The 26565-nt window shown below is 71.9% G+C and carries 26 protein-coding genes, 1 other RNA gene and 1 pseudogene; 15 read left to right on the top strand and 13 right to left on the bottom strand.

The features are described 5' to 3' along the window. Both pstS and CBQ26_RS10490 read right to left on the bottom strand, forming a co-directional pair. Positions 1–677, bottom strand: a 677-nt coding sequence (gene pstS, locus CBQ26_RS10495) for a phosphate ABC transporter substrate-binding protein PstS (RefSeq protein ID WP_088248598.1), incomplete at its 3' end; no start/stop codon positions are given. Positions 678–740: 63 nt separating this feature from the next. Continuing rightward, positions 741–1619, bottom strand: coding sequence for a LysR family transcriptional regulator (locus CBQ26_RS10490; protein ID WP_088248597.1), 879 nt, complete (start codon positions 1617–1619; stop codon positions 741–743). Positions 1620–1761: 142 nt separating this feature from the next. Here CBQ26_RS10490 and CBQ26_RS10485 point away from each other — a divergent pair, with 142 nt between their 5' ends. The 5 genes from CBQ26_RS10485 to CBQ26_RS10465 all read left to right on the top strand — a co-directional run bounded on the left by CBQ26_RS10485 (position 1762) and on the right by CBQ26_RS10465 (position 5670). Further along, entirely contained in the window at positions 1762–3159 is a 1398-nt protein-coding gene (locus tag CBQ26_RS10485) for an MBL fold metallo-hydrolase (protein ID WP_088248596.1), read from the top strand. Between the two features lie 136 nt (positions 3160–3295). Further along, entirely contained in the window at positions 3296–3613 is a 318-nt protein-coding gene (locus CBQ26_RS10480) for a rhodanese-like domain-containing protein (RefSeq protein ID WP_088248595.1), read from the top strand. Then, complete coding sequence (locus tag CBQ26_RS10475) at positions 3610–4404, top strand: sulfite exporter TauE/SafE family protein (RefSeq protein WP_088248594.1); 795 nt, start codon at positions 3610–3612, stop codon at positions 4402–4404. Before CBQ26_RS10480 ends, CBQ26_RS10475 begins: the two co-directional genes overlap by 4 nt. A gap of 226 nt (positions 4405–4630) precedes the next feature. Continuing rightward, positions 4631–5206 carry a YeeE/YedE family protein gene (locus CBQ26_RS10470; protein ID WP_088248593.1) on the top strand — a complete coding sequence of 192 codons (576 nt, stop codon included), beginning with the start codon at positions 4631–4633 and terminating at the stop codon, positions 5204–5206. Next, entirely contained in the window at positions 5203–5670 is a 468-nt protein-coding gene (locus tag CBQ26_RS10465) for a YeeE/YedE family protein (RefSeq protein ID WP_425319426.1), read from the top strand. Before CBQ26_RS10470 ends, CBQ26_RS10465 begins: the two co-directional genes overlap by 4 nt. A 61-nt stretch (positions 5671–5731) precedes the next feature. Here the strand turns inward: CBQ26_RS10465 and ssrA are convergent. Continuing rightward, positions 5732–6088, bottom strand: a transfer-messenger RNA (tmRNA) gene (gene ssrA, locus CBQ26_RS10460). 100 nt (positions 6089–6188) lie between these two features. After that, entirely contained in the window at positions 6189–7130 is a 942-nt protein-coding gene (locus tag CBQ26_RS10455) for a DUF808 domain-containing protein (protein WP_088248592.1), read from the bottom strand. A gap of 309 nt (positions 7131–7439) precedes the next feature. Here CBQ26_RS10455 and tal point away from each other — a divergent pair, with 309 nt between their 5' ends. After that, on the top strand, positions 7440–8360 hold the full coding sequence (tal, locus tag CBQ26_RS10450; protein ID WP_088248591.1) for a transaldolase: 921 nt from the start codon (positions 7440–7442) through the stop codon (positions 8358–8360). Between the two features lie 15 nt (positions 8361–8375). Here the strand turns inward: tal and CBQ26_RS10445 are convergent, their stop codons facing one another. After that, positions 8376–10007: a GGDEF domain-containing protein gene (locus CBQ26_RS10445; RefSeq protein WP_172418030.1), complete on the bottom strand. Its 1632-nt coding sequence runs from the start codon at positions 10005–10007 to the stop codon at positions 8376–8378. A gap of 199 nt (positions 10008–10206) precedes the next feature. Between CBQ26_RS10445 and CBQ26_RS10440 the strand changes: the two genes are divergently transcribed. Next, the gene (locus CBQ26_RS10440) at positions 10207–11274 is read left to right on the top strand and encodes an NAD(P)-dependent alcohol dehydrogenase (protein WP_088248589.1); all 1068 of its coding nucleotides are present in this window, start codon (positions 10207–10209) and stop codon (positions 11272–11274) included. 123 nt (positions 11275–11397) lie between these two features. On the opposite strand, the gene CBQ26_RS10435 is transcribed toward CBQ26_RS10440, so the two are convergent. After that, complete coding sequence (locus CBQ26_RS10435; protein ID WP_088248588.1) at positions 11398–12069, bottom strand: winged helix-turn-helix domain-containing protein; 672 nt, start codon at positions 12067–12069, stop codon at positions 11398–11400. A 74-nt stretch (positions 12070–12143) separates the two neighbouring features. After that, positions 12144–12767, bottom strand: a complete 624-nt coding sequence (locus CBQ26_RS10430) for a DUF305 domain-containing protein (RefSeq protein ID WP_088248587.1) — start codon at positions 12765–12767, stop codon at positions 12144–12146. A gap of 102 nt (positions 12768–12869) precedes the next feature. Here CBQ26_RS10430 and CBQ26_RS10425 point away from each other — a divergent pair, with 102 nt between their 5' ends. Beyond that, positions 12870–13982, top strand: a complete 1113-nt coding sequence (locus tag CBQ26_RS10425) for a sensor histidine kinase (RefSeq protein ID WP_088248586.1) — start codon at positions 12870–12872, stop codon at positions 13980–13982. Between the two features lie 183 nt (positions 13983–14165). Here CBQ26_RS10425 and CBQ26_RS10420 read toward each other — a convergent pair whose 3' ends face one another. Continuing rightward, positions 14166–14816 carry a chloramphenicol acetyltransferase gene (locus CBQ26_RS10420; protein ID WP_172418029.1) on the bottom strand — a complete coding sequence of 217 codons (651 nt, stop codon included), beginning with the start codon at positions 14814–14816 and terminating at the stop codon, positions 14166–14168. Positions 14817–14890: 74 nt separating this feature from the next. Here CBQ26_RS10420 and CBQ26_RS10415 point away from each other — a divergent pair, with 74 nt between their 5' ends. The 7 genes from CBQ26_RS10415 to CBQ26_RS10385 all read left to right on the top strand — a co-directional run bounded on the left by CBQ26_RS10415 (position 14891) and on the right by CBQ26_RS10385 (position 21612). Then, positions 14891–15664 carry a type II toxin-antitoxin system prevent-host-death family antitoxin gene (locus CBQ26_RS10415; protein ID WP_088248584.1) on the top strand — a complete coding sequence of 258 codons (774 nt, stop codon included), beginning with the start codon at positions 14891–14893 and terminating at the stop codon, positions 15662–15664. After that, positions 15661–16560 (top strand): ParB/RepB/Spo0J family partition protein, encoded by a 900-nt coding sequence (locus tag CBQ26_RS10410; RefSeq protein ID WP_172418028.1) that lies wholly within the window; start codon positions 15661–15663, stop codon positions 16558–16560. Before CBQ26_RS10415 ends, CBQ26_RS10410 begins: the two co-directional genes overlap by 4 nt. A gap of 91 nt (positions 16561–16651) precedes the next feature. Further along, a complete protein-coding gene (locus CBQ26_RS10405) occupies positions 16652–17626 on the top strand; it encodes a lysophospholipid acyltransferase family protein (RefSeq protein ID WP_088248582.1) in 975 nt (324 codons plus the stop codon). A 2-nt stretch (positions 17627–17628) separates the two neighbouring features. After that, positions 17629–18885: an ABC transporter substrate-binding protein gene (locus tag CBQ26_RS10400; RefSeq protein WP_143342050.1), complete on the top strand. Its 1257-nt coding sequence runs from the start codon at positions 17629–17631 to the stop codon at positions 18883–18885. Then, a complete protein-coding gene (locus CBQ26_RS10395; RefSeq protein WP_143342049.1) occupies positions 18873–19733 on the top strand; it encodes an ABC transporter permease in 861 nt (286 codons plus the stop codon). Before CBQ26_RS10400 ends, CBQ26_RS10395 begins: the two co-directional genes overlap by 13 nt. Next, the gene (locus tag CBQ26_RS10390) at positions 19730–20539 is read left to right on the top strand and encodes an ABC transporter permease (protein ID WP_088248579.1); all 810 of its coding nucleotides are present in this window, start codon (positions 19730–19732) and stop codon (positions 20537–20539) included. Before CBQ26_RS10395 ends, CBQ26_RS10390 begins: the two co-directional genes overlap by 4 nt. Next, positions 20536–21612: an ABC transporter ATP-binding protein gene (locus CBQ26_RS10385; RefSeq protein WP_088248578.1), complete on the top strand. Its 1077-nt coding sequence runs from the start codon at positions 20536–20538 to the stop codon at positions 21610–21612. The genes CBQ26_RS10390 and CBQ26_RS10385 overlap by 4 nt, the downstream gene beginning before the upstream one ends. A 19-nt stretch (positions 21613–21631) precedes the next feature. Here the strand turns inward: CBQ26_RS10385 and CBQ26_RS10380 are convergent, their stop codons facing one another. From CBQ26_RS10380 to CBQ26_RS10360, 5 genes and pseudogenes are all read right to left on the bottom strand, one after another. After that, a complete protein-coding gene (locus tag CBQ26_RS10380; RefSeq protein ID WP_216360352.1) occupies positions 21632–22738 on the bottom strand; it encodes a flavin-containing monooxygenase in 1107 nt (368 codons plus the stop codon). Then, positions 22735–24267: a dihydrolipoyl dehydrogenase family protein gene (locus CBQ26_RS10375; protein ID WP_088248577.1), complete on the bottom strand. Its 1533-nt coding sequence runs from the start codon at positions 24265–24267 to the stop codon at positions 22735–22737. The genes CBQ26_RS10380 and CBQ26_RS10375 overlap by 4 nt, the downstream gene beginning before the upstream one ends. A gap of 108 nt (positions 24268–24375) precedes the next feature. Further along, the gene (locus tag CBQ26_RS10370; RefSeq protein WP_088248576.1) at positions 24376–24777 is read right to left on the bottom strand and encodes a hypothetical protein; all 402 of its coding nucleotides are present in this window, start codon (positions 24775–24777) and stop codon (positions 24376–24378) included. Continuing rightward, complete coding sequence (locus CBQ26_RS10365; RefSeq protein ID WP_244898028.1) at positions 24774–25274, bottom strand: YceI family protein; 501 nt, start codon at positions 25272–25274, stop codon at positions 24774–24776. Before CBQ26_RS10365 ends, CBQ26_RS10370 begins: the two co-directional genes overlap by 4 nt. 491 nt (positions 25275–25765) lie before the next feature. Further along, positions 25766–26446, bottom strand: a pseudogene (locus CBQ26_RS10360) (IS630 family transposase); the annotation flags it as partial. Positions 26447–26565: the final 119 nt, after the last annotated feature.

The following is a 26565-nucleotide window of genomic DNA, read 5'->3' as shown; positions in this document are numbered from 1 at the left end:
CCGAAGGGCAGTTTGTTCTGCTTGGCGTACACCAGTTCCACGTACCCGATCGCGCCGGGCGTGCTCTTGACCACGCCGGCCACGCCGTCGTTCCCGCGCGCGCCGGTCCCGACCGGCCAGTTCAGGCTGTTGCCGGTGCCGACCTTGCTTTTCCACTCGGTGCTGACCTTGCTCAGGTAGTCGCTGAACACGAACGTCGTGCCGGAGCCGTCGCTGCGGCGAGCGACCGTGATGGGCAGCGGGGGAATGCTGACGCCGGGGTTCAGGGCGGTGATGGCCTTGTCGTTCCAGGTTTTGATCTTGCCGAGGTAGATGTCGGCCAGGACCTTCCCGGTGAACTTGAGGGGCGTGGTGACGCCGGGGAGGTTGTAGGAGGGCACGACGGCGCCGATGGCGGTGGGGACGTGCAGGAGCTTGCCGGGGGCGGCCTTCATGGCGTCGTCGCTCATGGGGTTGTCGCTGCCGGCGAAGTCGACGGTGCGTTCGGTGATCTGTTTCTGGCCGGCGCCGCTGCCGACGCTCTGGTAGTTGACGGTGACGCCGGTGTCGCCCTTGTACTCGGCGAACATCTTGCTGTACAGCGGGAACGGGAAGCTCGCGCCGGCACCCGTCACGCTGCCCTGGGCGGAGGCGGAGGTCATGGCGAGAGCGGCTGCGATGGTCAGAAGCTTCTTCATGCCGCCGAGTCTGCCAGCGGTTTGTCAGCGCCCCGTCACGTCCCGGCAAGGCGGGGGGCCGCGTCACCGCAGGGCGGCGAACAGCCCGATCAGGCGGCCGGTCGCGGACGGCAGCAGCGCGGCGGGCGGCGTGACCAGGACGTGCAGGACCGTCACGGCGGGGGCTTCCAGGCCCAGTGAGCGCACCTGCCCGACCTGCACGTCGCGCGCCATGAACGAGGCGGGCAGGACGGCCACGCCGTCGCCGCGCCGCACGCCCTCCAGCGCCGCCCACAGGCTCCCGACCTCCAGACCCTGGGCGGGCGCGACGCCCTGCAGGATGCGTTCGGTCTGCACCCGGACGCCGGAGCCGCGCGCGGGCCACAGCAGCGTCTCGCCGCGCAGGGCGTGCGGGGCGACGTAGCCCTGCCGGGCGAGCGGGTGCGTCGGGGCCACCCCCAGCCGCAGCTGGTCCTCGCCGACGCGGTGCAGGTCGAGGTCCGGCAGGGTCCGCTGCGGCGAGGTCACGAGCAGCGCGGCGGCCAGGGTGCCGTCCCGGACGCCCTGGGCGAGGTCGGCGGCCGGGCGGGTTTCCGCCTGCAGGTGCAGGCCGAGGTCCAGGGCGCGGCGCGCGGCGGCGCTGGCCAGTCTGGTCAGGGCGAACGAGAAGCCCACGCGCAGGGTGGTCAGGGGCCGGCGGCGCAGGTCCGTGATCTGCTCGCCGACCTCGTGCAGGGTGCGGGCGATGGCCTGCGCGTGCGGCAGCAGCCGCTCGCCGTCCTCGGTGAGGATCACGCCCCGGCCCCGGCGGACGTACAGGGGCCGGCCGATCTGGTCCTGCAGGGCGCGCAGCTGACCGCTGACGGCCGGCTGACTGAGGTTCAGGGCCTGCGCGGCGCGGCTGACGCTGCCCAGTTGCGCCACGACGCTGAAGGTGACGAGCTGTTCCGGATTCACGCGCATGTGGGGGAGCCTCCTGCCCGGTCATGATATCGGCCTGGCTGATGGTTCACCCCGGAAACCCCGATAAGGACTGATAGAACGCTTGAAAGATACCCTTGGGGGGTATAGCTTCAGGTCAGTTCCAGCCCAAGGAGGGCCACCCATGTTCTTCGAACGCTTCTACGACACCGACCTCGCGCAGGCGTCCTACATGATCGGCTGCCAGAAGACCGGCGAATGCCTCGTGATCGACCCCGTCCGCGACGTCCAGCCGTACCTCGACCGCGCCGCCCGCGAGAAACTGCGCGTCACGCACGTCACCGAGACGCACATCCACGCCGACTACCTGTCCGGCAGCCGCGAACTCGCCGCCCGCACCGGCGCCCGACTGCTGCTCTCCGCCGAGGGCGGCCCCGATTGGACCTACGGCTTCCAGGCCGAGCCGCTCCGCCACGGCGACACCTTCATGGTCGGCAACCTGCGCCTGGAAGTCCGGCACACGCCCGGCCACACCCCGGAAAGCCTCTCGTTCCTCGTGACTGACACCCCGCGCGGCGACGCGCCCGTCATGTACTTCACGGGCGACTTCGCGTTCGTGGGCGACATCGGCCGCCCCGACCTGCTCGACGAGGCCGCCGGCGGCGAGGACACCCGCTTCACCGGCGCACGCCAGATGTTCGCCAGCCTGCGCGACCAGTTCCTGACCCTGCCCGACGGCGTGCAGGTCTGGCCCGGCCACGGCGCCGGCAGCGCCTGCGGCAAGGCGCTTGGGGCCGTGCCCACCACCACCGTCGGCTACGAGCGCGCCCTGGCCTGGTGGGCGCCGTACGTGGCGGCCGGCGACGAGCCGGGCTTCACGGCCGAGCTGCTCAGCGGGCAGCCCGACGCACCGCTGTACTACGGCCGCATGAAGACCCAGAACCGCGCCGGGCCGGCCCTGCTGGGCGAGGTCACGCCCCTGACGCAGCTCGGGCCCGACGAACTGCGCGCCCTGACGACGGCCGGCGCCATCCTGATCGACACGCGCTCCAGGGAGGCACATCAGGCCGCCGCGCCGCAGGGCAGCGTGAACATCCCGGACGGCAACACCTTCGAGACCTGGGCCGGCTGGCTGCTGCGCCCCGAACACACCCCCTACGTCCTGCTGGCCCGCGACGCCACGCACGCCGCGACGCTGCGCCGCCGCCTGTGGATGGTCGGCCTGGACAACGTGACCGGATTCGTGACCAGCCCCGACGGACTGGACACCACGCCCGCCCGGCCCTTCCCGGCCACCGAACTGCCCCGCCACGCCGGCGCCCTGATCCTCGACGTGCGCAACAGGACCGAACATCAGGCCGGCGCCATCCCCGGCGCGAGGCAACTGCACGCCGGACGGCTCGCCTGGAACCTGGACACCCTGCCGCGCGACCGCGAGATCGTCGTCCACTGCCAGGGCGGAGCGCGCAGCGCCGCCGCCGCCAGCCTCCTGCGCGCACAGGGCTTCCGGGTCAGCGAACTGGCCGGCGGCTACGAGGCCTACGCCCGCGAGCAGCAGGCGCCGCCCGTCTCCCCGGCCTGAACCGGATTCGGCCTGAACCCTCCGCTCCCGCAGCCTTCCGGGTTGAACGGGCGTCCCCCCGTTCGACCGGCGTCGGCACGCCCGTTTCTCCGGACCGTGCGCCGATACCCCCGCCTCACCCCAAAGGAACCAAGTGATGACCTACACCGACCTCTTCCCGAACGAACTGGACGCGCAGCGCCGCGCAGGCGCCGCCCTGATCGACGTGCGTGAACCCGACGAGTACACCCAGGGTCACGTGCCCGGCGCGATCAACATCCCCCTGTCCGAACTTCAGGGCCGCGAAACCGAGGTGCCCGGCGGCGCGGTCCTGATCTGCGCCAGCGGCAACCGCTCCTCGCAGGCGGCCGGGTACCTGAGCACCCTGGGCCGCCCCGGCCTGATGAACCTGATGGGCGGCACCGCCGGCTGGCAGCGTGAGGGCCGGCCCCTGACGGCCGGCGACCACCCGTGATTCTCGCGTGGATCGGCGCGGCCCTGATCGGCCTGAGCCTCGGCCTGCTCGGCTCGGGCGGCAGCATCCTGACCGTGCCGGTCCTGGTGTACCTCGTGGGTGAACCCGAGAAGCTCGCCATCGCCGAGAGCCTCGCCATCGTGGGCGGCATCAGCCTGTTCGGCGCGATTCCCTACGCCCTGAAACGCCAGATCGACTGGCGCAGCGTGGCGTACTTCGGGGTGCCCGGCGTGACCGGCACGTACCTGGGCGCCGCCCTGAGCGTGCACCTGAGCGGCGTCGCGCAGCTGCTGCTGTTCGCGGGCGTGATGCTGCTGGCGTCGGTCATGATGTTCCGCCCGGCCAGGGCGGGCGCGGGACCGGCGCACGCCCGCTCGCCGCTGAAGATCGCCGCCGAGGGCCTGGGCGTGGGCGTCCTGACCGGACTGGTCGGCGTGGGCGGCGGCTTCCTGATCATCCCGGCGCTGGTACTGCTGGGCGGCCTGCCCATGAGCCTCGCTGTGGGGACCAGCCTGCTGATCATCGCTGCCAAGAGTTTTGCCGGGTTCTACAAGTACGTGCATGTCCTGCACGAGCAGAACCTCGCGGTGCACTGGAACCTGATCCTGATCTTCACCCTCATCGGCGTCGCCGGGAGTTTCCTGGGCGCCCGCCTGGGCAAGAGCGTCTCGAACGACGCCCTGAAACGCGGCTTCGCGTCCTTCCTGGTCGTGATGGGCCTGTACGTCCTGGCCACGAACGTCCCGAGGGTCCTGAATCCACCACCCGCCGTGGAAGGCCGCGCGCCCTGACCCACGCCCGCCCGTCTGCCCCTCCCCTCTCCCCCGCCCGGCCGGGTTTCCCCGTGACCCCGCCGGGCTCCTTATCTGATACGGACTGCCGTTTGTTTCGCCAACAATCCGGAACTTCACCGCCCCTGCCGGCTCCACATCCGGAACCCCCCCCGCTCCCACTCGCTTCGCTCGGATCGAACGGGCTGTGCAGCCCATTCAATCGGAGTCCGTATGAGGTTCCCCCATGACTGAACTGCTCGACCTGCTCCGCTCTCCCTGGCCCTGGTGGGTCGGTGGCCCCCTGATCGGCCTGACCGTGCCGCTGCTGCTGCTGATCGGCAACCGCGCCTTCGGGATCTCCTCGAACCTGCGCCACGCCTGCGCGATCCTGCTGCCCGACGCGGTCAAACCCGGCTTCTTCCGGTACAACTGGCGCGCCCAGAGCTGGAACCTGCTGTTCGCCGCCGGGCTGATCCTGGGCGGCACGCTGGCCGGACTGCTGCTCGCCGACCCGGAACCCACCCGCCTGAGCGCGGCCGGCGCGGCGTCCGTGCAGGAACTCGGCGTGCAGGTCCGCCCCGGACTGGTCCCGGCCGAACTGACCGACCTGAGCAACCCCGGCGTGTGGCTGCTGCTGGGCGTCTCGGGCCTGCTGGTAGGCTTCGGCACCCGCTACGGCGGCGGCTGCACCAGCGGTCACGCCATCACGGGCCTGAGTACCCTGCAACTCCCCAGCCTGATCGCCACCGTATCCTTCTTCGCGGGCGGCATCCTGAGCGCCAACCTGCTGCTGCCTGCGTTCATGGCGGTGATCCGGTGAGCGCCGGCACCCGCGTCCCCGGCGTGCACGGGCACTCCGCCACCCGCCCGGCGGCCCGCCCCGCCTACCTGCTGATGGGCGTGTACTTCGGCGTGATCCTCGTGAAATCCGAGGCAGCCAGCTGGTACCGCATTCAGGAGATGTTCCGCTTCGAGGCCTTCCACATGTTCGGCCTGATCGGCTCGGCGGTGCTGACCGGAATGCTGACCACATGGCTGCTGCGCCGCAGCGGCGCGCGCAGCCTGGACGGGCAGACCATCACGGTCGCGCCCAAGGAACGCGGCTGGACCCGTTACGTGCTGGGCGGCGCGACCTTCGGCGTCGGCTGGGGACTGGCGGGCGTCTGTCCGGGGCCGGTGTTCACGCTGCTCGGCGCGGGCGTGTGGCCCATGCTGGTCGTGCTGGGCTTCGCGCTGCTCGGAACGTGGCTGTACGGCGCGCTCCGCGAGCATTTGCCGCACTGATCCGCCCCGCGCCGGCAGACATGAACAGCGCCCCAGCCTCAGTTGCTGGGGCGCTGATCTGTGGTGGAGATGGGCGGAGTCGAACCGCCGTCCGAAGACCCATTGCGTTGGTCTCTACGAGCGTAGTCCATGATTTAGATCTCAGGTATCAGTCGCGCAGGGACACGCTGCTTTCAACCCCAGCTTCTTAAATTTCGCCCGTGCTCAGAAGCGTCGGCTCAGGCTAGCCATCTTTTGGAAGTTCGCAGGACGCCAATGGCCGGGCTTCCTGGTCACTGCTTCGCTTAAGCAGCGAAGGCGTAGGTGGTGCTGTTGTTGTTGCCAGTTAAAGGCTTTGACCGATGATTAACGAGGCCCACGGTCATCCTCGGCTCGCAACGTCCCGCTCAGCGATCCCCGTCGAAACCGGGTCATCCCCAGATGGGACGCTCAGCATACCACAGACACACTGAAACGTCCACGGGCGCGGCGTGTCTCTGCACGTCCGCGCCCTGTGGTCCGAACGTCGGGCGCCCCTGTCAGTGGGCGGCCTTCCGGTTCGGCAGCAGGTGCAGCAGCGCCACGATCAGGCCGCCCACGACCAGACCCACCACCGCCGATCCCAGCGTCTCGACCAGCCACTCGATCAGGCTGTGTAGGGCCGGCAGGGCGTTCCCGGCCGCCACCGCCCAGTCGTGCAGCAGGTGCGCGGGGCCGCCCACACCCAGTTTGTCCAGGCCGTCGAGCAGAATATGGCCGCCCACCCACAGCATCGCGGCCGTCCCGATCACCGACAGGGCGCCCATCACGACCGGCATGCCCTTCACGAGGCCCCGCCCGAAGGTGCGCGCCGCGCCGGAACCGCTGCGGGCCAGTCGCAGGCCCAGGTCGTCCATCTTCACGATGATGCCGACCACGCCGTACACCAGCGCCGTGATAACGAGCGCGACGACCACCAGGATCAGGGCGCGCGACACGAAGGGTTCGTTCGCCACCTCGGCCAGTGAGATCGCCATGATCTCGGCCGACAGGATGAAGTCCGTGCGGATCGCGCCGGACACCATCTTCTGCTCGTGTTCCGGACCGCTCAGTGCGGCGGCCTCGGCGTCGGCGGCGTGGTCGTGCGGGTGCAGGGCCTCGTAGACCTTCTCGGCTCCCTCGAAGCACAGGTACGCGCCGCCGACCATCAGGATCGGCGTCAGGGACCACGGCAGGAACTGACTGAGCAGCAGCGCCGCCGGCAGGATGAACACGACCTTGTTCCGCAGCGAACCCCGCGCGATCCGCCAGATGATCGGCAGTTCACGGTCCGGCGTGAACCCCGTGACATAACGGGGCGTGACGGCCGCGTCGTCCACGACCACCCCGATGGCCTTCACGCCGGCCCGGCTGGCCGCCGCGCCGATATCGTCGATGGACGCCGCCGCGAGGCGCGCGATGGCGGCCACGTCGTCGAGCAGGGCGACCAGACCGCCGCTCACGCGGACATCCGGCGGGGAGACAGGCAGGCAGACAGGGAAGGAAAGGAAGCTGGCATCTGAGATGCAGGGTAGCAACCCGGCCCGGCCGGCGTCACCGGGGAATCCATGGGTTTTCTTGAGAACCGCCGCCCGGCGCCCGAACAGAACCCCAGCGAACAGCACCAGAAGTCTGCATGAACCGGTTGACGCCCGCCGCCGGGAGCGTATGGTACGGGCGAACGTCAAACCGGCGCGCAAGACCTGCGCCGGCCCTCATCCCGCATCCCCCCTGACCGGCCCGCGCGGCCTGCACCTTCACCGGAGGACCCCATGAACGCACTCGAACAGCTCAAGCAGATGACCGTCGTCGTCGCCGATACTGGCGACCTGGAAGCCATCCGTCAGTACCAGCCGCAGGACTGCACGACCAACCCCTCGCTGATCCTGAAAGCGGCGGGCCTGAGCGGCTACGCGCACCTGCTCGACGAGGCCCGCGCGCTGGGCGACGTGGAGGCTGCCATCGACCAGCTGACCGTGCGGATCGGCACGGAACTGACCCGGCTGGTGCCCGGATACGTCAGCACCGAGGTGGACGCCCGCCTGTCCTTCGACGCGGACGCCATGGTGCACAAGGCCCGGCACCTGATCGCGCTGTACGCCGAGCAGGGCGTGGGCCGCGAGCGCATCCTGATCAAACTGGCGACCACCTGGGAGGGCGTGCAGGCCGCGCGCATCCTGGAAGCCGAGGGCATCCGCTGCAACCTGACCCTGGTGTTCTCGCAGGAGCAGGCCGTGGCCGCCGCGCAGGCCGGCGCGTACCTGATCTCGCCGTTCGTGGGCCGCATCACCGACTGGTACAAGAAGCACACCGGCACCGCCGACTACGCCCCCGACCAGGATCCCGGCGTGCAGAGCGTGCGCGGCATCTACCGTCACTTCAAGACGCACGGCTACCCCACCGTGGTGATGGGCGCGTCGTTCCGCAGCGCCGCGCAGGTCCGCGCGCTGGCCGGCTGCGACCGCCTGACCGTCAGCCCCGCCCTGCTGGGCGAACTGGCCGCCGACACGGCCCCGCTGGAGCGGGCCCTGACGCCCGTGCCCGCCACCGCCACCGAGCCCACCCTGACCGAGGCCGACTTCCGCTGGGCGCTGGCCGCCAACCCCATGGCGAACGAGAAGCTCGCCGAGGGCATCCGCGGCTTCCACGAGGACACCGAGAAACTCCGCGCCCTGCTGCGCGCCCAGGCATAACGGCGCGGGCGGGCCTCAGCCGGGCACCGGGCCTGCGGCGTCCTCCGGCCGCGCCAGGCAGGTCCGGTCCCTGCCCTGCTGCTTGGCGCGGTACAGCGCCCGGTCGGCGCGTTCCAGGGCGCCGGCGTCGTTCACGCCGGTCAGGATGGCCGCGCCGATACTGACCGTGACCGTCACGTCGGGGCCCGGCACCGGCCCGGCCGACACCGCCTGCCGGATGCGTTCGCTGACTTCCAGCAGGAAGGTCTCGCCCACGCCGCGCAGCAGCACCGTGAATTCCTCGCCGCCGTGACGGTAGGCGCGGTCGCTGCGGCGCAGCGCGCTCCGCACGCGGCGGGCCACGACCTGTAACGTCACGTCGCCCGCCGCGTGCCCGTAGGTGTCGTTCACGCGCTTGAAGTGGTCGATGTCGATCAGCAGGACGGCGTCACCGGCCTCCAGTTGCGCGCGGTGCTGCTCGAACTGCCGGCGGTTGCCCAGGCCGGTCAGGTCGTCGGTGCTGCTGAGTTTCTCCAGCTGTCCGCGCAGCGCCTGGAGTTCGCGCAGGTGTTCGCGCAGATGCTGCGCGGCCCGCTGCGCCTCGTGCGACTGCTGCACGGCCAGTTCCGTGCGGTGCAGGACCTCCAGCTGCTTGATCTGCGTGTCGCGTTCGGCGGCGTGCCGGGCCTCCGTGACGGCCAGCAGTTGCCGCGCCGTGCGGTACGCGGCGGCGTGGTCCCCGCCCGCCGCCTCGATCCGGGCGCGCAGGTCCAGGAATTCCGGCAGCAGTTCGGGCCGGACGTTCGGCCAGTCCTCCAGGCCGCCCAGCCATTCCAGCGCCCGCCGGGGGTCGCCCGCCTCGAATTCCAGGTGCGCGGCGGCGGCGTGCAGCAGTTGCGCCGGCTCGGTGAGCGGTGGGCCGGCCGGTCCGTCCGGACGGGGCGGTTCACCCAGCCGGGCGAAGGCGTCCCGGATGAGCTCCCGCGCGTCGTCCAGGCGGCCCTGGCGGCTCAGGAGTTTCACGCGCAGCGTCACGTACCCCGGCCAGAACGTCCAGGCGCGCGCCTGTTCCAGCAGGTCGCCGCCACGGTCGGTCATGGCCTCGCCCGCCGCGTCCCGGCCGCGCAGCAGGTGAATCTCGGCGATGTTCAGCGCCGCGATGCCGTGAATGCCGGGGTACGGGGACGCGCCGCCCGGCACTCCCTGCTCCTCGAGCAGGTCGAAGGCCCGCTGGTAGTACGTCAGGGCGCGTTCCGGGTCGTCCCAGCCGATCTGCACGCCGAAATCGTTGTACGCCGAGGCCTGCATCTCCACGTCCCCGAGGCGGCGCACGAGTTCCAGCTGTTCCTGCAGCAGGCGCAGCGCCCGTTCCGCCTGTCCGCTCTCGCCGGCCAGCACGGCCAGCATGCTCAGGGCGCGGGCCAGCCAGCGTTCGTTCCCGCGTTCCCGCAGCGTGGCCTCGGCCTGCATGACCTGATCGAGGGCGCTGACCAGCTCACCGGCCCGCCACCGCAGGAAGGCAAGCACGACCTGCGCGCAGGGCCGCAGCGCCGGGTCCGGCAGCGACGCCTGCACCCAGGCGCCCGCGCCGGCCGGATCCGTGAACCGCGCGGCCCAGGCTCCCTCGGCCCGCCGGTCGGAATCGGTTCGCCTGTCAGAGAACGTCACGCTTCCCAGTATGAACAGCGGGTCATACAGCGGCCTCACGGCGCGTGAGCCTAAAGGCGGCCGCGCCCGGCAGTCACGCGGCCCATTGTGCTCCGGACAGGATTTGACGCGCGCGGGCGGCCGTAGCCTTCCGGGCATCGCCGCGACCGCCCCTCCCCTCCCCCACTCACCAGCCCCAGCTCCCAGCCAGGAGGTCCCCATGACCACAGTCCACGCCTACGCCGCCCCCGACGCCACCTCGCCGCTGCAACCCCACACCGTCGAGCGGCGCGCACTGCGCCCCACCGACGTCATGATCGAGATCCTGTACAGCGGCGTGTGCCACTCCGACCTGCATCAGGCGCGCAGCGAGTGGGGTCCCAGCCTCTACCCGCTGGTGCCGGGCCACGAGATCGTCGGGCGCGTCACGGCGGTCGGTGAGCAGGTCACGCGCCTGCGCGTCGGGGACCTCGCCGGGGTGGGCTGCATGGTGGACTCCTGCCAGCACTGCGAGTCCTGCGCCGAGGGCCTCGAACAGTACTGCGAGAACGGCGCCACCTGGACGTACAACTCCCGCGAGCGCGACACGCAGGCCCCCACGCACGGCGGGTACTCCACCGCCATCGTCGTGACCGAGGGCTTCGTGGTGCGCGTCCCCGAAACGCTGGACCTGCCGGGGGTGGCGCCGCTGCTGTGCGCCGGGATCACCATGTTCTCGCCGCTGAACCACTGGAAGATCGGCCGCGGCCACCGGGTCGCCATCGTCGGGCTGGGCGGACTGGGCCACATGGGCATCAAGCTGGCGGTCGCCATGGGGGCGGACGTGACGCTGTTCACGACCTCGCAGGGCAAGGCCGACGACGCCCTGCGCCTCGGCGCGCACCACGTGGTGTTCAGCACCGACCGGGCCGCCATGAAGGCCGCGCGCAGCAGCTTCGACTTCATCATCAGCACCGTTCCCAGCGGGCACGACCTGAACCCGTACCTCGCCACCCTGAAACGCGACGGGCAGCTGGTCATCGTGGGCGCCCTGGAACCGGTGGGGCTCAGCGGCGTGCCGCTGGTCGTGCAGCGCCGCAGCGTGGCCGGCAGCAACATCGGCGGGATCGCCGAGACGCAGCAGATGCTGGACTTCTGCGCCGAGCACGGCATCACCGCCGACATCGAGCTGATCCGCATGCAGGACATCAACGCCGCCTACGAGCGCATGCTGAAGAACGACGTGAAGTACCGCTTCGTGATCGACATGGCCGCCTTCCGCGCCGAGCAGGAACAGGCCGCCGACTGACCGTCCACTGATACGGACTCCGATTGAATGGGCTGCAAAGCCCGTTCAATCCGAGCGGATGCGAGAAGGAAAGAAACGGAGCCCGTATGACGGCGACTGATCCGGCGCGCCCCGGTTGCCGGATCAGTCGCCGTCCTCGCGGAAGCGGTAGCCGACGCCCCGCACCGTCTCGATGAAGCGGGGCGTGTCCGGCGGGTCGCGCAGCTTGCGGCGCAGGCTGGTGATATGGACGTCCACGACCCGCTCGGTGCCGGGGAAGTCGCTGCCCCACACGCGCTCCAGCAGCCTCTCACGGGACCAAGCCATGCCCGCGTGCTGCGCCATGGTGGTCAGCAGGTCGAACTCCAGTTTCGACAGGTCCACCCGCGCGCCGGCCAGCCGCACCTCGCGGGCGCGCAGGTCCACGTGCAGCTCCCCGACACTGAAGGCCGCCTGCACGCCGGCGCGGCGCAGCAGCGCGCGGACGCGGGCCGTGACCTCGCGCGGACTGAACGGCTTGACCACGTAGTCGTCCACGCCGCCGTCCAGGCCGCGTAGTTTGTCCTCCTCCTCGCCGCGCCCCGTGAGCATCAGCAGCGGCAGGGTCAGCCCGGCGCGGCGGGCGTCGCGGGCGAGCTCCACGCCGGACAGGCCGGGCAGCATCCAGTCGAGGACGGCCACGTCCGCGCGGGCCAGCAGGTCGCGGGCGTCCGGGCCGGTCCGCGCCTCCAGGACCGTGTGGCCCTCGGCATTCAGGTAGGTGCGCAGGATTTCCAGGATGGCGGGGTCGTCGTCGACGATCAGGACCGTGGGCATGAGGGCACTCCGGGCCGGGGTGGAGCGGGCCGCGCCTGGACTCTACCGTGCGGGCGTGCGTTCACGGCGCCGGGTTACAGGCCCCGCCGGCCGAGCCAGGTGCGGTAGTCAAGCATCTCGGCGGCCTGCGCGGTGATGATGGCCTTCGAGAGGCCCAGGATGCGGGCGTCCTGTCCGCGTTGCAGGGCGAGGTTGGCCATGTCGATGGCGGACGCGTGGTGCGGCAGCATGCCCTGCACGAACGCCACGTCCGGGTTGCGGGCCTTGCGGACCAGCCCGGCCATGCCGTCCATGCTGCGTTTCATGCTGGCGGCCATGGCGGCGTCCGTGCCGCCCAGTCCCTTCAGGAGGGCGTTCATCTGGTTGATCTCACGCTGCTGGTCGCGGATCACGGCGGTCGCCCAGGCTTTCACGGTCGCGTCGCGGCTGACGGGCAGCGCGGCGCGGGCCATCTCGACGGCCGCCTGATGGTGCGGGATCATCATGCTCAGGTACGCGCGGTCGAAGGCGCGGCCCCGCAGGGCGCCCAGCCCGCCCAGGTCGGTCATGGCGTGCCCCGCGTGGGCCGCGCCGGACTGGGGCTGGGAGGGCGTCGCGTGACCGGCGTGCCCCCCCGTGGACTGCGAGGAGGCGGGGCCGGACAGCGACAGGGCCACGAGGGACAGCGGGATCAGGGCGGCGCGGAGCGTCACGTTCATGCACCCACCCTAGGGAGCGCCTGTTCAGCTTGTGTAAAGCCGCGCCACCTGTCTGGCCCTCCCCTGTTCGACAGGACCGGGCCGCTGGGGTAGCGTGGCGGCGTGCGCCTGTTTCCCCGCCTGCTGCTCAGTCACCTCGCGGTGATCACCGCCATGGGGGCCGTGCTGGTGCTGACGGCGGAACTGGCCGCCCAGCCGTTCATCGAGCGGCACGTGGACGAGATGGTCCGGCAGATGGGCGGGGCCGGCGCCGGCATGCGGGGCGACCTGAGCCACGGCATGCGCGGGACCCTGACGCGGGCGCTGCTGACCGCGCTGCCGCTGGCGCTGCTGGTCGCGACGGCCACCGCCTGGATCGCCGCGCGCCGCGTGACCGACCCGGTCCGGACGCTCCAGGCGGGCAGCGCCGCGCTCGCCAGCGGCGAGTACGGGCGGCGACTGCCGGAAGGCGGGCAGGACGAACTGGCCGGACTGGCGCACAGTTTCAACGTCATGGCCGGCACGCTGGCGCGGGTCGAGCAGGGCCGCGTGGAGCTGATCGGGAACGTCGCCCACGAGCTGCGCGCGCCCGTGTCCGCCGTGCGCGGCTACGTGGAGGCCGCGCAGGACGGCCTGATGGGCAGCCGGGACGCCATGAGCGCCGTCCACCGGGAACTGGGCAGCCTGGAACGGCTGGTGAACGACCTGAGTCTGGTCAGCCGTGTAGAGGCCGGGCAGGTGGACCTGCGCCCGCAGCGGACGGACGCCCGGACGCTGCTGGAGCACGCGCGGCAGCGCTTCGCCCTGCCCTGCGAGGAGCGCGGCGTGACGCTGCTGATCGGGCCGCTGCCCCCTGCCCTGCCGGTCTGGACGGACCCGGAACGCGCCGCGCAGATCCTGGGCAACCTGCTGGGCAACGCGCTGCGGCACACGCCGCCGGGCGGTCGGGTGCAGGTCAGTGCGCAGGGCCGGGCGGGCCGGGTGCAGATCACGGTGCAGGACACGGGCTGCGGGATCGCCCCGGAGCACCTGGAGCGCATATTCGAACGGTTCTTCCGGGCCGACGCGGCCCGCACGCGCGGCGAGGGCAGCGGCGTGGGCCTGACCGTGGCGCGCGGACTGGCCCGCGCCCTGGGCGGCGACCTGACCGTGCAGTCCACGCCGGGCGAGGGCAGCCGCTTCTGCTGGACCCTGCCCGCGACCCCGCCGGGTACAGGCGATACGGACTCCGATTGAATGGGCTGCAAAGCCCGCCCGGTCCGAGCGGATGCGACTCAGAGAGCTGCTCCGCAGAGCAGGAGAGAAACGCCCCTCCGGACGTGGAGCCGGCAGGGGCGGTGACGTTCCGGATTGCCAGCGAAGCAAACGGCAGTCCGTATGACTCCCGCTGAGGCGTGCCGGGACGGGGGCGACAGGTGTTCAGGCGGGGCCGTGGTCCAGCAACGTGGGGTCGTCGAGGAGCGTCTGGACCCGCGCGAAGTACTCGGCGACGTGGCGGCCGTCCATCAGGGCGTGATGCACCTGCACGGACAGCGGCATGGTCAGCCGACCGTTCTGCGGGGTGAACCGCCCGGTTGTGAGGCGCGGAATGGAGTCCGGCGGGGTCAGGGACTGCGCGTGGGTGATGCCCGTGAAGGCCAGCCAGGGCAGGCTGGACAGGTACAGCAGTTCGTCCTGGCCGGGCGTGATGCGCACGTGCGGCTGTTCGCGGCTGGCGCGCAGGGCGTCGGCCGCGCCGCTCAGGAAGGTGGAGGCGTGCGGGCTGTACGGCAGGGCGCAGAAGCGGAACAGATCGTCGTGTTCCTCGGCAGCGGTGACGGAAGGATGCACGACGTCGTGCTCGACCACCTGCTCGCCGCGGATGCGCCAGCGGAACGGCTGGTACTCGTTCGCGGCGCGCGCCAGGACGTAGGTGGTGGCGACCATGAACGGCGCGCCGCGCTCCCGGACGTGGGCGTGGAAGGCGGTCACGTCGACCGGGGCGGTCACGTTGAAGTCCGGCTGGGTGTAGGTCCTGAAGAGATCGAAGTGATGACGGCGGGGCCAGGTGTCCAGTTCCAGAATGCGCACGGGCCGTAGCGTAGCGCGCCTCCGGGGGTGCGGGCGCGCTTGAGCGGGTGTGTACACATGTGTACACTTCAGGCATGACGTCGAAACGGGTGGGTGTGCGGTCGCTGCGGGAGGAACTGCCGGAGGTGCTGCGTGAGGTCAGCGAGACGGGTCAGCCGGTCACCGTGACCCGGCACGGGCAGCCGATGGCGACCATCGTGCCGGGCGTTCCGGCGCCGCTGTCGGCGCGGCCGCGCATCATCGCGCTGACCTCGCTCAAGGGCGGGGTGGGCAAGACGACGCTCACCATGCACCTCGCGGCGGCCATCGCGCAGACCGGCGAGGCGGTGGTCGTGCTGGACGCCGACGAGGAGGTCAGTGCGCTGCGCTGGCAGCAGCACGCGCAGGCCGAGGGGGTCACGCTGCCGTTTCGGGTGCAGGCCGCCGACCGCAACAGCCTGATGCGGCAGGCGCGGCAGCTGGCGCAGGCCGGGCAGACGGTGGTGATCGACACGCCCCCCAACAACCGCGAGGTGCTCAAGAGCGCGGCGACGGTCGCGGACGTGGTGCTCGTGCCGGTCCTGCCGACCGGAATGGACATCGACCGGCTGGCGACCACGCTGGAACTGCTGGCCGATCTGGAGGCCGCGCTGCCGCGCTTCAACTACGCGATCGTCCTGAACCGCTTCGACGCCCGCAAGGGCATGGCGCACGAGGCGAACGCCGCGCTGAACAGTCACCCGCGCCTGGAGACGGTCGTGCGGTCCCTCAGCGCCTACGAGAAGGTGTTCGGCGGATCACCCACCGAACTCGCGCAGTTCCGGGAGATCTGGGAAGAGATCCTGGGCGCCATGGGCGGTCCGGCGTGAACGCCTTCGGGCGCAAGGGGCCGCGCCTCACGAACCTGCTGGAGCGCGCCCAGTCGTTCACGGCGCAGGATGGCACCAGCGCCGCCCCGGCGGCCCCGCAGACGCTGCCGCTGGACCTGATCGTGCCCAACCCACGCCAGCCGCGCCGGCACTTCGATCCGCAGCAGCTTCAGGATCTGGCAGTCAGCATCGCCGAGCGGGGCGTGCTGCAACCGATCATGGTGCGGCCCTCGGGGGAGCGGTTCGAGATCGTGTTCGGCGAGCGGCGCTACCGGGCGTCCCGGCTGGCCGGTCGGCGTGAGATTCCGGTGATCGTGCAGTCCGTCTCGGACGAGGAATTCGACGTGATTGCCACGCTGGAGAACCTGCAACGCGCCGACCTGAACCGCTTTGAGGAGGTGACGGGCAAGCTGACGCTGCTGGCCCGCGCCCTGAACCTGGACCCGGCGGACGTACCGGCGCACCTGCGGCAGATGCGCGCAAGCCCCCAGGCCCATCCGGAGGACGTGCAGGTCACCGAGCAGCTGTTCGCGCAGCTGGGGGGCGAGCAGTGGGTGTCGTTCGTGGTGAACGGCCTGCCGGTCCTGTCCCTGAAAGAACCGATGCGCGCGGCGGTCGAGCGCGGCGAACTGGCGTACTCCAAGGCGCTGCTGATCGCCCGCGCCCCCGCCCCCCTGCACGCGGAACTCGTGTCGGAAGCGGTCGCGCAGGGCTGGACCCAGGCGGAGGTCCGGGCACAGATCCGCGCGCGGCAGAGTCCGCGCCCGGCCGCAGCCGGCGACGCCCTGCGGGACCTGCGGCGTCAGCTGTCGCCGGCCCGGCTCGCGGCCCTGCCGGAGAAGCAGCGCGCGCGGGCCGAGCGCCTGATCGCGGAACTCGGTCAGCTGCTCTCCTGAATATCGATATTCACAGAGGCGGACCGGCCGGGCGTTTCTGTCATGCCGGCAACACACCCGCCCGGCCTGCTGCGGCATCCTGACAGCACTGATGCCGATTGAACCGGGCGTAACCCGTTCCGCGACCCACGGGCGCTGGAAGCAGGCAAATCCTGCCCCCCCGACCCCTCGCTCGGCCCCGCCCGTGACGCTGCGCGCCGCGCCGGAGGGTCGCTTGGCGGCGCTGCGCTACACCCTGCGCGGCCAGGGGCTGCTGTGGTGGGAACTGCGGCGGCTGGGGCGGTTGCCGCCGGACCTGTCGCCTGCGCGCCGTTACGGCGTCCAGCGGGCGTTCAGCGCGCGGATCCTGCGGCACCTGCGGGTCCGGGCGGAGGTGCGCGGGCCGGTCCCGAAAGGCGGGCCGTTCCTGATCGTCGCGCTGCACGAGAGCGTCATCGATCCGCTATGTCTGGTGCGGGCGCTGCCGCTCCAGCTGCGCTTCGTGGCGCGCGACGAGATCTTCGGCTGGCCGGGCGTCGGACCGGCCGTGACGCGCCTGGGACACGTCGCCATTCACCCGGAAGCGCAGCTGGGTGGGTACCGGACCCTGCTGCGGGCCGCGCGGGACATCCTGGCAGGCGGCGAGAGCCTCGTGGTGTTCGCGCAGGGCACCGTGGCCGGCATCGAGAGCGACTTTCAGCGCGGCGCCTTCGAACTGGCGCGGCGGCTGGCCGTGCCGGTCCTGCCGGTCGCGCTGAGCGGCACGCACCGCATCTGGGAGCATCCCTTCACGCCGGCGCTACGGTACGGACAGCGGGTCACGGTGCAGCTCCTGCCGGTGGTGGGCGTCCCGGAGATCCTGGCCACTGACCCGGACGTGCTGCGCGTGCGGGTGAGGCGCGCCCTGAAAACCGCCGCGACCCGTCCGGACGCCGCCCCGCCCCGCCATTACCGCCCGGAGCGGGACGGCTACTGGGACGGGTACCGGCTGGACATCGATCCCGACTACCCTGAACTGGCACGGCACATGGCCGATCACCGCGCGGCGCGCGCCGCACAGCCCCCCTTTTCCCCCCTTCCGGAGTGACCATGACCCGACTTCGCCCGACCACCTCTTCCTTTCCGCTCATGGCGCCGCTGCTCACGGCGCTGCTGGTCACGGCGACCCCCCAGTCGGCGGCCCAGGCAGCCGCCCCGGCGAAACCGTCGGCGGCGTGGGCGGCCACCGAGCGGGCCGCGCGCGGGCAGACCGTGAACTTCTACATGTGGGGCGGGTCGGACAACATCAACCGCTACGTGGACACGGTCGTGGCGCCTGCCGCGAGGAAGCTGGGCTTGACGGTGCGGCGCGTGCCGGTCACAGACACCGCGCAGGCCGTGAACAAGGTGCTGGGCGAGAAACGGGCCGGGAAGGTCCGGGGCGGCAGCGTGGACCTGATCTGGATCAACGGCGAGAACTTCCGCACGGCGCAGCAGGCGGGCCTCCTGAAGACCGGCTGGGCCGAGTCGCTCCCGAACGCGCGGTACGTGAACTGGAAGAGTCCGGCGATCCGCACGGACTTCGGGTTTCCCGTGAACGGCAGCGAGTCCCCGTGGGGCAGCGCGCAGTGGCAGTACGTGTACGACAGCGCCCGCGTCAAGCCCTCGGAGTTGCCGCGCTCGTTCGCGGCGCTCGCCGCGTGGGCGCAGCGCCACCCGGGCCGCTTCACATTCCCGGCCCCGCCGAACTTCTACGGCAACCGCTTCCTGCGGCAGGCGATGTTCGAACTCGGCGGCGGGCCGCAGGGGTTCGCCGGGCCGTTCCGCGAGGCGACGTGGCAGCGGGCCTCCCCGAAACTCTGGTCGTACCTCGACGGCCTGCGCCCGAACATGTGGCGTGGCGGGCGGACCTTCCCGGCGGACCTGCCGCAGCTGTACACGCTGTTCGCCAACGGCGAGGTGGATTTCGCGTTCGTGCAGAACATCGGCGGCGTCGCGGCCGATGTGCAGCGCGGCCTGCTGCCGAAGACGGCGCGGGTGTACCTGTTCGACGCGGGCACCGTCTCGGACACGCATTTCGTGGCGATTCCCTTCAACGCGGCGCACGCGGCGGGCGCGCAGGTCCTCGCGAACCTGCTGCTGCGCCCGGACCTGCAACTCGCCAAGCTGTCCGGCGACACCTGGGGCGACGGGCTGGGCATCGATCCGGGCCGGGTGGGTCCGGCGTTCAGCGCGCAGGTGAAGGCTGCCTTGAAGGTCGGGCCGTACACGCTGGACCCGGCGCTGCTGGCCCGGCGGTCCTTCAGCGACGTGGACGCCACGTACGACCGCCGCGTGCAGGACGGCTTTCGCGCGTGGCTGAAGTAGACCGGAGCGGCGGGACGCGGCGCCGGGCGTTGATGGTCGCCCCGGCGCTGCTCGTCACGGCCGGGTTGTTCGGGGGCGGCCTGATCCTGACGGTCGTGCAGAGCGTGGGCGTGGACCCCGTGCTGGGCGGGCAGAAGGTGACTTTCGCGGCGTACCGGACGCTCGCGGCCGACCCGGCGGTGCGGGCCTCGCTGCTGCTGACGCTGGGCGTGGCGACCCTGAGCACGGGCCTGTCGGCGGCGCTGGGCACGGCGCTGGCCCTGCTGCTGAGGCGCGCGGGCCGGGCGCGGCTGCGCTTCCTGGCGGGCCTGACCCTGCCGGTCCCGCACGTGCTGGCCGCCACGCTGGTCCTGCTGACCCTCTCGCAGAGCGGCCTGCTGTCACGCGTGACGGCCGCGCTGGGCCTGACGCGCGGCCCGCAGGACTTCCCGGCGCTGCTGTTCGACCCGCTCGGCGTGGGCGTCGTGCTGGAACTCGTGTGGAAGGAGACGCCGTTCGTGGCGCTGCTGGTCCTCGCGGCGCTGACCCGCCTGGACGGGCGGCTGCACGACGTGGCCCGCAGCCTCGGGGCCGGGCGGGCCGCGCGGTTCCGGCAGGTGACGTGGCCCGCGATCCGCCCGGCCCTGCTGACGGCGTGCGTGCTGGTGTTCGCGTTCGCACTCGGGACCGTCGAGGTGCCGCTGCTGCTGGGCGCGACCAGTCCGACCACCCTGAGCGTCCTGGCGTACCAGGCATTCACGGACACCGACCTGGGCCGCCGTCCGCTCGCCATGGCCCTGAGTACCGTCCTGGCGGGGCTGGGCGCGCTGCTGCTGTGGGCGTACGTGCGCACAGGGTCGTCCCGGTGAGCGGCCTGAGCCGCCGCCCCGTGCCGCGCCGCTGGACGCCGGGCAGCGTCCTGCTGGGCGCGCTGCTGCTGGCCGGAGCGGTGGGACCCCTGCTGCTGCTGGGCGTGTGGTCCCTCGCGGGCGCGTGGTTCTACCCGGCGCTGCTGCCCGGCGAGTGGAGCCTGCGGGCCTGGGCCTCAGCGCTGTCCCCCGACACGCCGCTGTGGGCGCCCCTGTGGGGCAGCATGTGGGTGGGAACCGTGACCGCCGTGACCGCCACCGGCCTGGCCCTGCCGGCCGCCCGCGCGCTGAACGGCTGGCCGGGCCGGTCGCGGGCGTGGGTGCAGTCGGCGCTGCTCGCGCCGCTGATCCTGCCGGCCTTCGCGGGCGTCATGGGCATTCAGGTGGTGTTCATCCGCCTGGGGCTGGCCGACACGCCGGCCGGGGTGGTCGCCGCGCACCTGATCGTCGCGGTGCCGTACGCGGTGGCCGTGCTGAGCGCCACCTTCGCCGGGTACGACGCCCGCCTGGAGGACGCGGCCCGCACGCTCGGCGCGTCCCGCGCGGCGGTGTGGTGGCAGGTGACGCTGCCCGCCGTGCGATCCGGAGTGCTCGTGGCGCTGCTGATGGCGTTCCTGGTGTCCTGGAGCGAGTACCTGCTGACCCTGATCGTGGGCGGCGCGCAGGTCCGGACACTGCCGCTGCTGCTGTTCAGCGCCGTGCAGGGCGGCGACTACGCCCTGAGCGGCGCGCTGGGACTGGTGTACCTGCTGCCGCCGCTGCTGGGCTTCGCGCTGCTCGCGCCGCGCCTGAGGAGCGCCGCGTGACCCGCCTGGAACTCGACGGGATCAGCGCCGCGCACGGCGGCCACCCGGTCCTGCGCGGCGTGTCCCTGAGCGTCGGCAGCGGCGAACGCTTCGCGCTGCTCGGCGCGTCCGGCAGCGGCAAGAGCACCCTGCTGCGCGTCGTGGCGGGCCTGCACCCACCCACTCAGGGCGACGTGCGCCTCGGGGGCCGCAGCGTCCTGAGCGTGCCGCCCGAGGCGCGGGACGTGGGACTGGTGTTCCAGGACCCGCTGCTGTTCCCACACCTGAGCGTGGCCGGGAACCTCGCCTTCGGCCTGCGGCAGCGCCGGGTGCCGCGCGCCGAGACCGACGCCCGCGTCGCGGACATGCTGGCCCGCACCGGCCTCCAGGGGCTCGGGCCGCGCCGCGTGGGGGCGCTGTCCGGCGGGCAGGCCGGCCGGGCCGCGCTGGGGCGGGCGCTGATCACCCGCCCGCCCCTGCTGCTGCTGGACGAACCCCTCAGCGCCCTTGACGCCCCGCTGCGCCGCGACCTGCGCGAGTGGCTGGTGCGCGAGGCGCAGGAGCGCGGCACGACGCTGCTGCTCGTCACGCACGACCAGGAGGAGGCGCTGGCGACCGCGCAGCGCATCGGATTCCTGGACGGCGGGCGGCTGGCGCAGGTGGGCGAACCGGCCGAGCTGTACGCGCAGCCCGCCACGCTGAACGCCGCGCGGTTCTTCGGCAGCCTTAACTTCCTGCCGGGCGTGCAGGACAGCGCGGACGTCATGACGGCGCTGGGACGGCTGCGGGTCGCCCGCCCCGGCCACGGCCCGGTGACGGTCACCGTGCGGCCCGAGGCGATCCGGCCCGGACCGGCCGCCGTGAACACCCTGCGCGCCCAGGTGCGCCAAGTCTCGTTCGCGGGAGCGTACTGGCGCTGCGAGCTGACCGTGCCGGCGCCGGGCATGGGGGGACCGGGGGGTCAGGAAACAGCGCTGGTCTGGCACGCCCCGCCGGACGCCCCGCCCCACGCCGGGGACACCGTCACGCTGCACCTGCCGCCCGCCGCCTGCTGGACCGTCCCGGAACACCCGGAGGACCGCCCCGGTGCGTGACGTTCAGCGTGGGTCGGCCCTACCGCCCGGCGGGAAGGTCGGTGGGGTCACGGCGCAGAAAGCGGCGCAGGGCCACCGTCACGGCCCGCGCGTCCGGACCGGCGGCGCGGACCGTACCGGACGCGATCGTCCGCGCGCCGGGCAGGCCCACGAAGTACAGGCCCGGCACGCCCAGGCTGACGCCCAGCCGCTGCCGGGGTTCCCCCGCCCGGTCGAGGGCCGACTCCGGCAGGAACGGCGCGCCGAAGCGGTAGCCGGTCGCGAGAATCACGGTGTCCACCTGCTCCTCCTGACCGCCGGGCCAGCGCACGCCGCGCGGCGTGAACGCCGTGAACACCCGCCTGACGGGCACGCCCCGCAGCGCGGCGCGCAGGCCCGGCACGGCGATCACGGGCTGCGCGTCCGGCACGCGCCCCAGTACGCCCAGCGGCAGGCGTTCCACCCCGGACCACGCCAGCCAGTCGGTCAGGTCATGGCCCAGCGGGCGCTGCGGGATCAGGTGCGGCGGCCGGCGCACCGCGAGCGTCACGTCCGCCACGCGCGCGAGGTCCGCCGCGATCTGCACGGCCGAGTTTCCCGCGCCGACCACCACGACCCGCTGCCCCGCGAACGGTTCCGGGTGCCGGTACGTGGCGGCGTGCCGGATCTCCACCGCCGTGCCCGCCTGACCGGGAAAGTCGGGCGTGACCGGCGTGCGGAAGGTGCCGGTCGCCACGACCACCGTCCGCGCCGCCCAGGTCCGGCCGTCACGCGCCGTGACCTCGAAACCGCCCGGCTGGCCCCTACCCAGCTCGTCCGGTCGCGGTGTGACGCGCGTGACGTCCGCGCCCGTCTCGACCGGCAGGGCGTGCGCGTGAGCGTAGGCGCGCAGGTACGCGGCCATCCCGTCACGGGTGGGCGCGCGGTCCGGCTCGCCCGGAAAGGGCAGACCGGGCAGCGCCGAGTGCCCCGCCGGCGTGAACAGCGTCAGGCTGGCGTAGTACGCGGGCCAGGACCCCTGCGGCGCGGCCCCGGCTTCCAGCACCCGGAAGCTCAGGCCGGCGCGGGCCAGCCAGTACGCGGCCGCCAGTCCGGCCTGCCCGGCCCCGATCACCAGCGCGTCCAGCAGGGGCGGGGCGGGTGTCACCCGGCGTCCGGCCGGGCCGGGCGGGACCGGCCGAAATGTTCGCCCTGCGTGAACAGCCCCAGGTACGTCTGCCGGACGGCCTCCGCGAAGGTGGGGTACGGCGCGGGCAGCAGCGCCGTCCGCAGCGGGTGGATCCCCAGCCGGGGCGTGACGCTCAGCAGCTGGATCAGTTCCCCGGCGCGGCGCCCGACGACCTGCGCCCCCACGACCTGCAGGCCCAGCGGCGAGCCGAGCCGGTCACGGACCGCCACCAGTTTCACGAAACCCTCCCCGGCGTTCTCGGTGGCGGCGCGGTCCAGGTGCGAGAAGTCGTACTCGACGACCACGGCGCGCCCCCCGTGGGCCTGCGCGGCCTGCGCCTCGGTCAGGCCCCACTGCGCGGCCTCCGGGTCGGTGAACGTGACGTGCGGAATGCGCTCGGCCCGTCCGGCGGGGGCGCGCAGCCGCGCCGCGACCCGTCCCAGCGGTCCCAGGCTGCCCAGCCCGGCGAGCGTGCCGCGTTCGGTGGCGCCGTGCGTGAACATCGGGCCGCCCACCACGTCCCCGGCGCCCCACAGGTACGCGCAGCCGACCGACTGCATGCTGGGCCGGACGGTCAGGCCGTCCTCGGTGAAGGGCGCGCCGATCACCTCCAGGCCCAGGCCCTGCACGCGGAGCCGTTTGCCGGTGGCGAGCAGGAGGTGGCTGCCGCTTACCGTCTGGCCCGGCAGTTCGACCTGCACGCCGTCTGCCTGTCCCTGAACCCGCCGCGTGTGGACCTGCCGCGCGTGGGCGTTCAGGTGCACGGTCACGCCGTCCGCCCGTAGCGCCTCCAGCACCGCCGCTGACGCCTCGGGTTCGTCGCGCGGCAGCAGGCGGGCGCCGGTGTGCAGCAGCGTGACCCGGCTGCCCAGCCGCGCGAACGCCTGCGACAGCTCACACCCGACCGCGCCGCCGCCCATCACGATCAGGTGCTCGGGGCGTTCGGGCAGCTCGAAGACCGTCTCGTGCGTCAGGAACGGCACGCCCCGCAGGCCCGGCACGTCCGGCACGCGCACCTGCGAACCGGTCGCCAGGATGAACTCGGCGGCCGTCACGGTCCGCTGCCCGCGCGCATGCGTGACTTCCAGCACGTGCGGTGACACGAACGCCGCCTCGCCTGCGATCACCTGCACGCTCGTCGCCGCCAGGGCGGCCGGGGCGTCCACCCGCTCGAAGGAGTCGATCACGCGCCGCACCTCGGCCCGAACCGCCGCCCAGTCCGGCTGGCCCGTCACGCTCAGGCCCAGTGCCTGCGCCCCGCGCGCCGCGTGCACCCGACCCGCCAGGGACAGCAGCGTCTTGGACGGCACGCAGCCCGTGAACAGGCACTCGCCGCCCGTCCGGTCCCGCTCGACCATCACCACCTGCCGTCCCTGTGAGGCCGCCACGCCCGCCGCCGTCAGGCCCGCCGATCCGCTGCCGATCACGACCACGTCCGCCGTCAGGGGGGTCAGGTCCAGATCGGTGGGCCTTGCCCAGTCGTGCCGGCTTTCGCTGCTGTCGGTCATGTGTCCTCCTGTGGCGCCGCCCCCACCTGCCGGGTCGCGTGACCGGCAGTGTAGGGGCGGCAGGGGCCTTTGGGGTGTCGTTCAGCACACGGACTGTGGATCAGTGGATCAGGTATGGGCGCGGCGCTGGACCCACCACGAACCGGCCATCAGCAGCGCGGCGGCGCCGAGCAGTCCGGCCGAGGCGAGCAGGGTCACGAGGCGCACGGTCTTCTCCTGCAGCGGGTACTGACCGGCGGCGCGCAGGGCGGGCTCGCTCACGAAGCGTTCGCCGCGTGGCCCCTCACCCGGCAGGAACGCGGCCGGCGCGCGGATCAGCAGGCGCTGCGGCTGCCCGATGGGCGTGCCGGGGGTGGCGGGGCCGTCACCGAACAGACTGGCGGTCGCGGCCGCCTCGGGCCGGACGAGTTGCACCAGTTGCGCCTGCGACGCCCACCACAGCCCGCCTCCCAGCGTCAGCAGGGCCAGCAGCGCGGCGGCCCGCAGCGCCGGACCGAGCCGCGCGTTCACCGGTTCGACGCGATGAGTTTGATGGTGACCGGCAGGGTGTCCTTCACGCGTCCGGCCTGCACGGCCATGTGTTTCACGCCGAAATCGCTGAGTTTCACGTTGAAGGCCACGCTGACGGCCAGCGCGTCACCGGCAATCCCGGACGCCCTGGTCACGTCGTTGGCGGGGGTCAGCTTGACGCGGGCGGTGCTGATAACGGTGCGCGTGACGCCGTTCATGGTCAGGGTGCCGGTCACGCGGTAGTTGTCGCCGCTGACGTACTGCACGCGGGTGGATTTGAAGGTGATGGCGGGCATCTTGTCGAAGTTGAACCAGTCGGCCGAGCGCATGTGCTCGTCACGCAGCGGCACCCCGGTGCTGAGGCTGGCGCCGTTGACGGTCAGGTCGGCGCTGCCGGTCCGGGCCGCCGGGTCGAAGATCACGGTGCCGCTCACCTTGCTGGTGACGGCCGTGAAGTTCTCGATGTCGGTCTCGTTCTCGGCCGTGACGATGTTCACATGATCGAGCGGCGCGACCCGGTAGGTGACCGGGGCGGCGAGGGCGGAACCGAGCAGCAGGGCAGGCAGAAGCAGCAGTGAACGTATGATGCAACCTCCGGGTGAATGAGGGCGTCGGGATGTGGGCCAGGGCAGACGGCAGAGCTCTGAATATCGATATTCACAGGAACGTCCGTCCAGACGTTTCAGCAGAGTGTGCTCGGTACGCGCGGCTTCTGGTAGCGTCTGAATATCGATATTCAGAGCAAACACAGGAGGCGACAGGCAGGGTGATCATACGGACTGCCGTTTGTTAGGCCGACAATCCGGAACTTCACCGCCCCTGCCAGCTCCACGTCCGGATGGGCGTTTCCTCTGCGGGGGCAGCTCTCCGAGTCGCATCCGCCCGGACCCGGCCGGCTTTGCACTCCATTCAATCGGTATCAGGCAGAGCGTGCCACCTGAATATTGATATTCAGAACCCTAGTGGATGACCACAAGCATGACGATGGCTATTCATCGCAGCGGTAGTGACGTTTGAGCTTGTCCCGTGCAGCCGATATCGAGAACTGCCAATTCGCCCGCACCGACCGCGCATTGCGGTCGGTTTCCCACGCCAGCAACTCCGCTTCAACGGCATCCACACTGGCCAATCGCTGCCCCAGACACTGTCGCTGCAGGACTGACCACTCCAGTTCCGCCATGTTGAGCCACGACGCATGTTTGGGCGTGTGCACCCACTCGAAGCGTCGGCTCAGCCGACGCGCCTCCTCAGCCGGGAGATGCTGATACAGCGCGGCCGGACTGTGCGTCGACAGCTGATCCAGCACCAGCACGATCCTGTCCGCTGCCGCATACCGCACGTCCAGCGCCTGGAGCTGCGCCGCGAACTCGGCGTTCCCTCGCCGCTCCGTGACCGTCACGGTGCGCTGACCCATCAGCGGTTCGAAGGCCACGAAGAAATTCACCGTGCCACAGCGTTTGTATTCATGGTCGACCCGTGCCGGGTGTCCCGGCACGGGTGGCAGCGGATCCCGCACATGATCGAGCATCTGGTAGGACTTCTCGTCGAAGCAGATCACCGGCCGACAGGCATCGTAGGGCAGCGCGTAGGTGTCCAGTACGGCCTCCATCCGCCACACGAAGTCCGCGCCTACCTGAGCGACACACCAACTCTCGACCTGCCACGGTTTGAGGACGTTTTTTTCAGTGTGCGCCGGACAGTTTCATCACTGATGCTGTCTACGACCCCCAGCGTCACCAGGCGATCAGCCAGCAACTGCATCGTCCAGGTTTCGCGCCCGACGGGCGC

This window comes from Deinococcus indicus (assembly GCF_002198095.1).
Taxonomy (GTDB): Bacteria; Deinococcota; Deinococci; order Deinococcales; family Deinococcaceae; genus Deinococcus; species Deinococcus caeni.
Note: the sequence above shows the minus strand (reverse complement) of the source record. Positions and strands in the feature narration are given on the sequence as shown.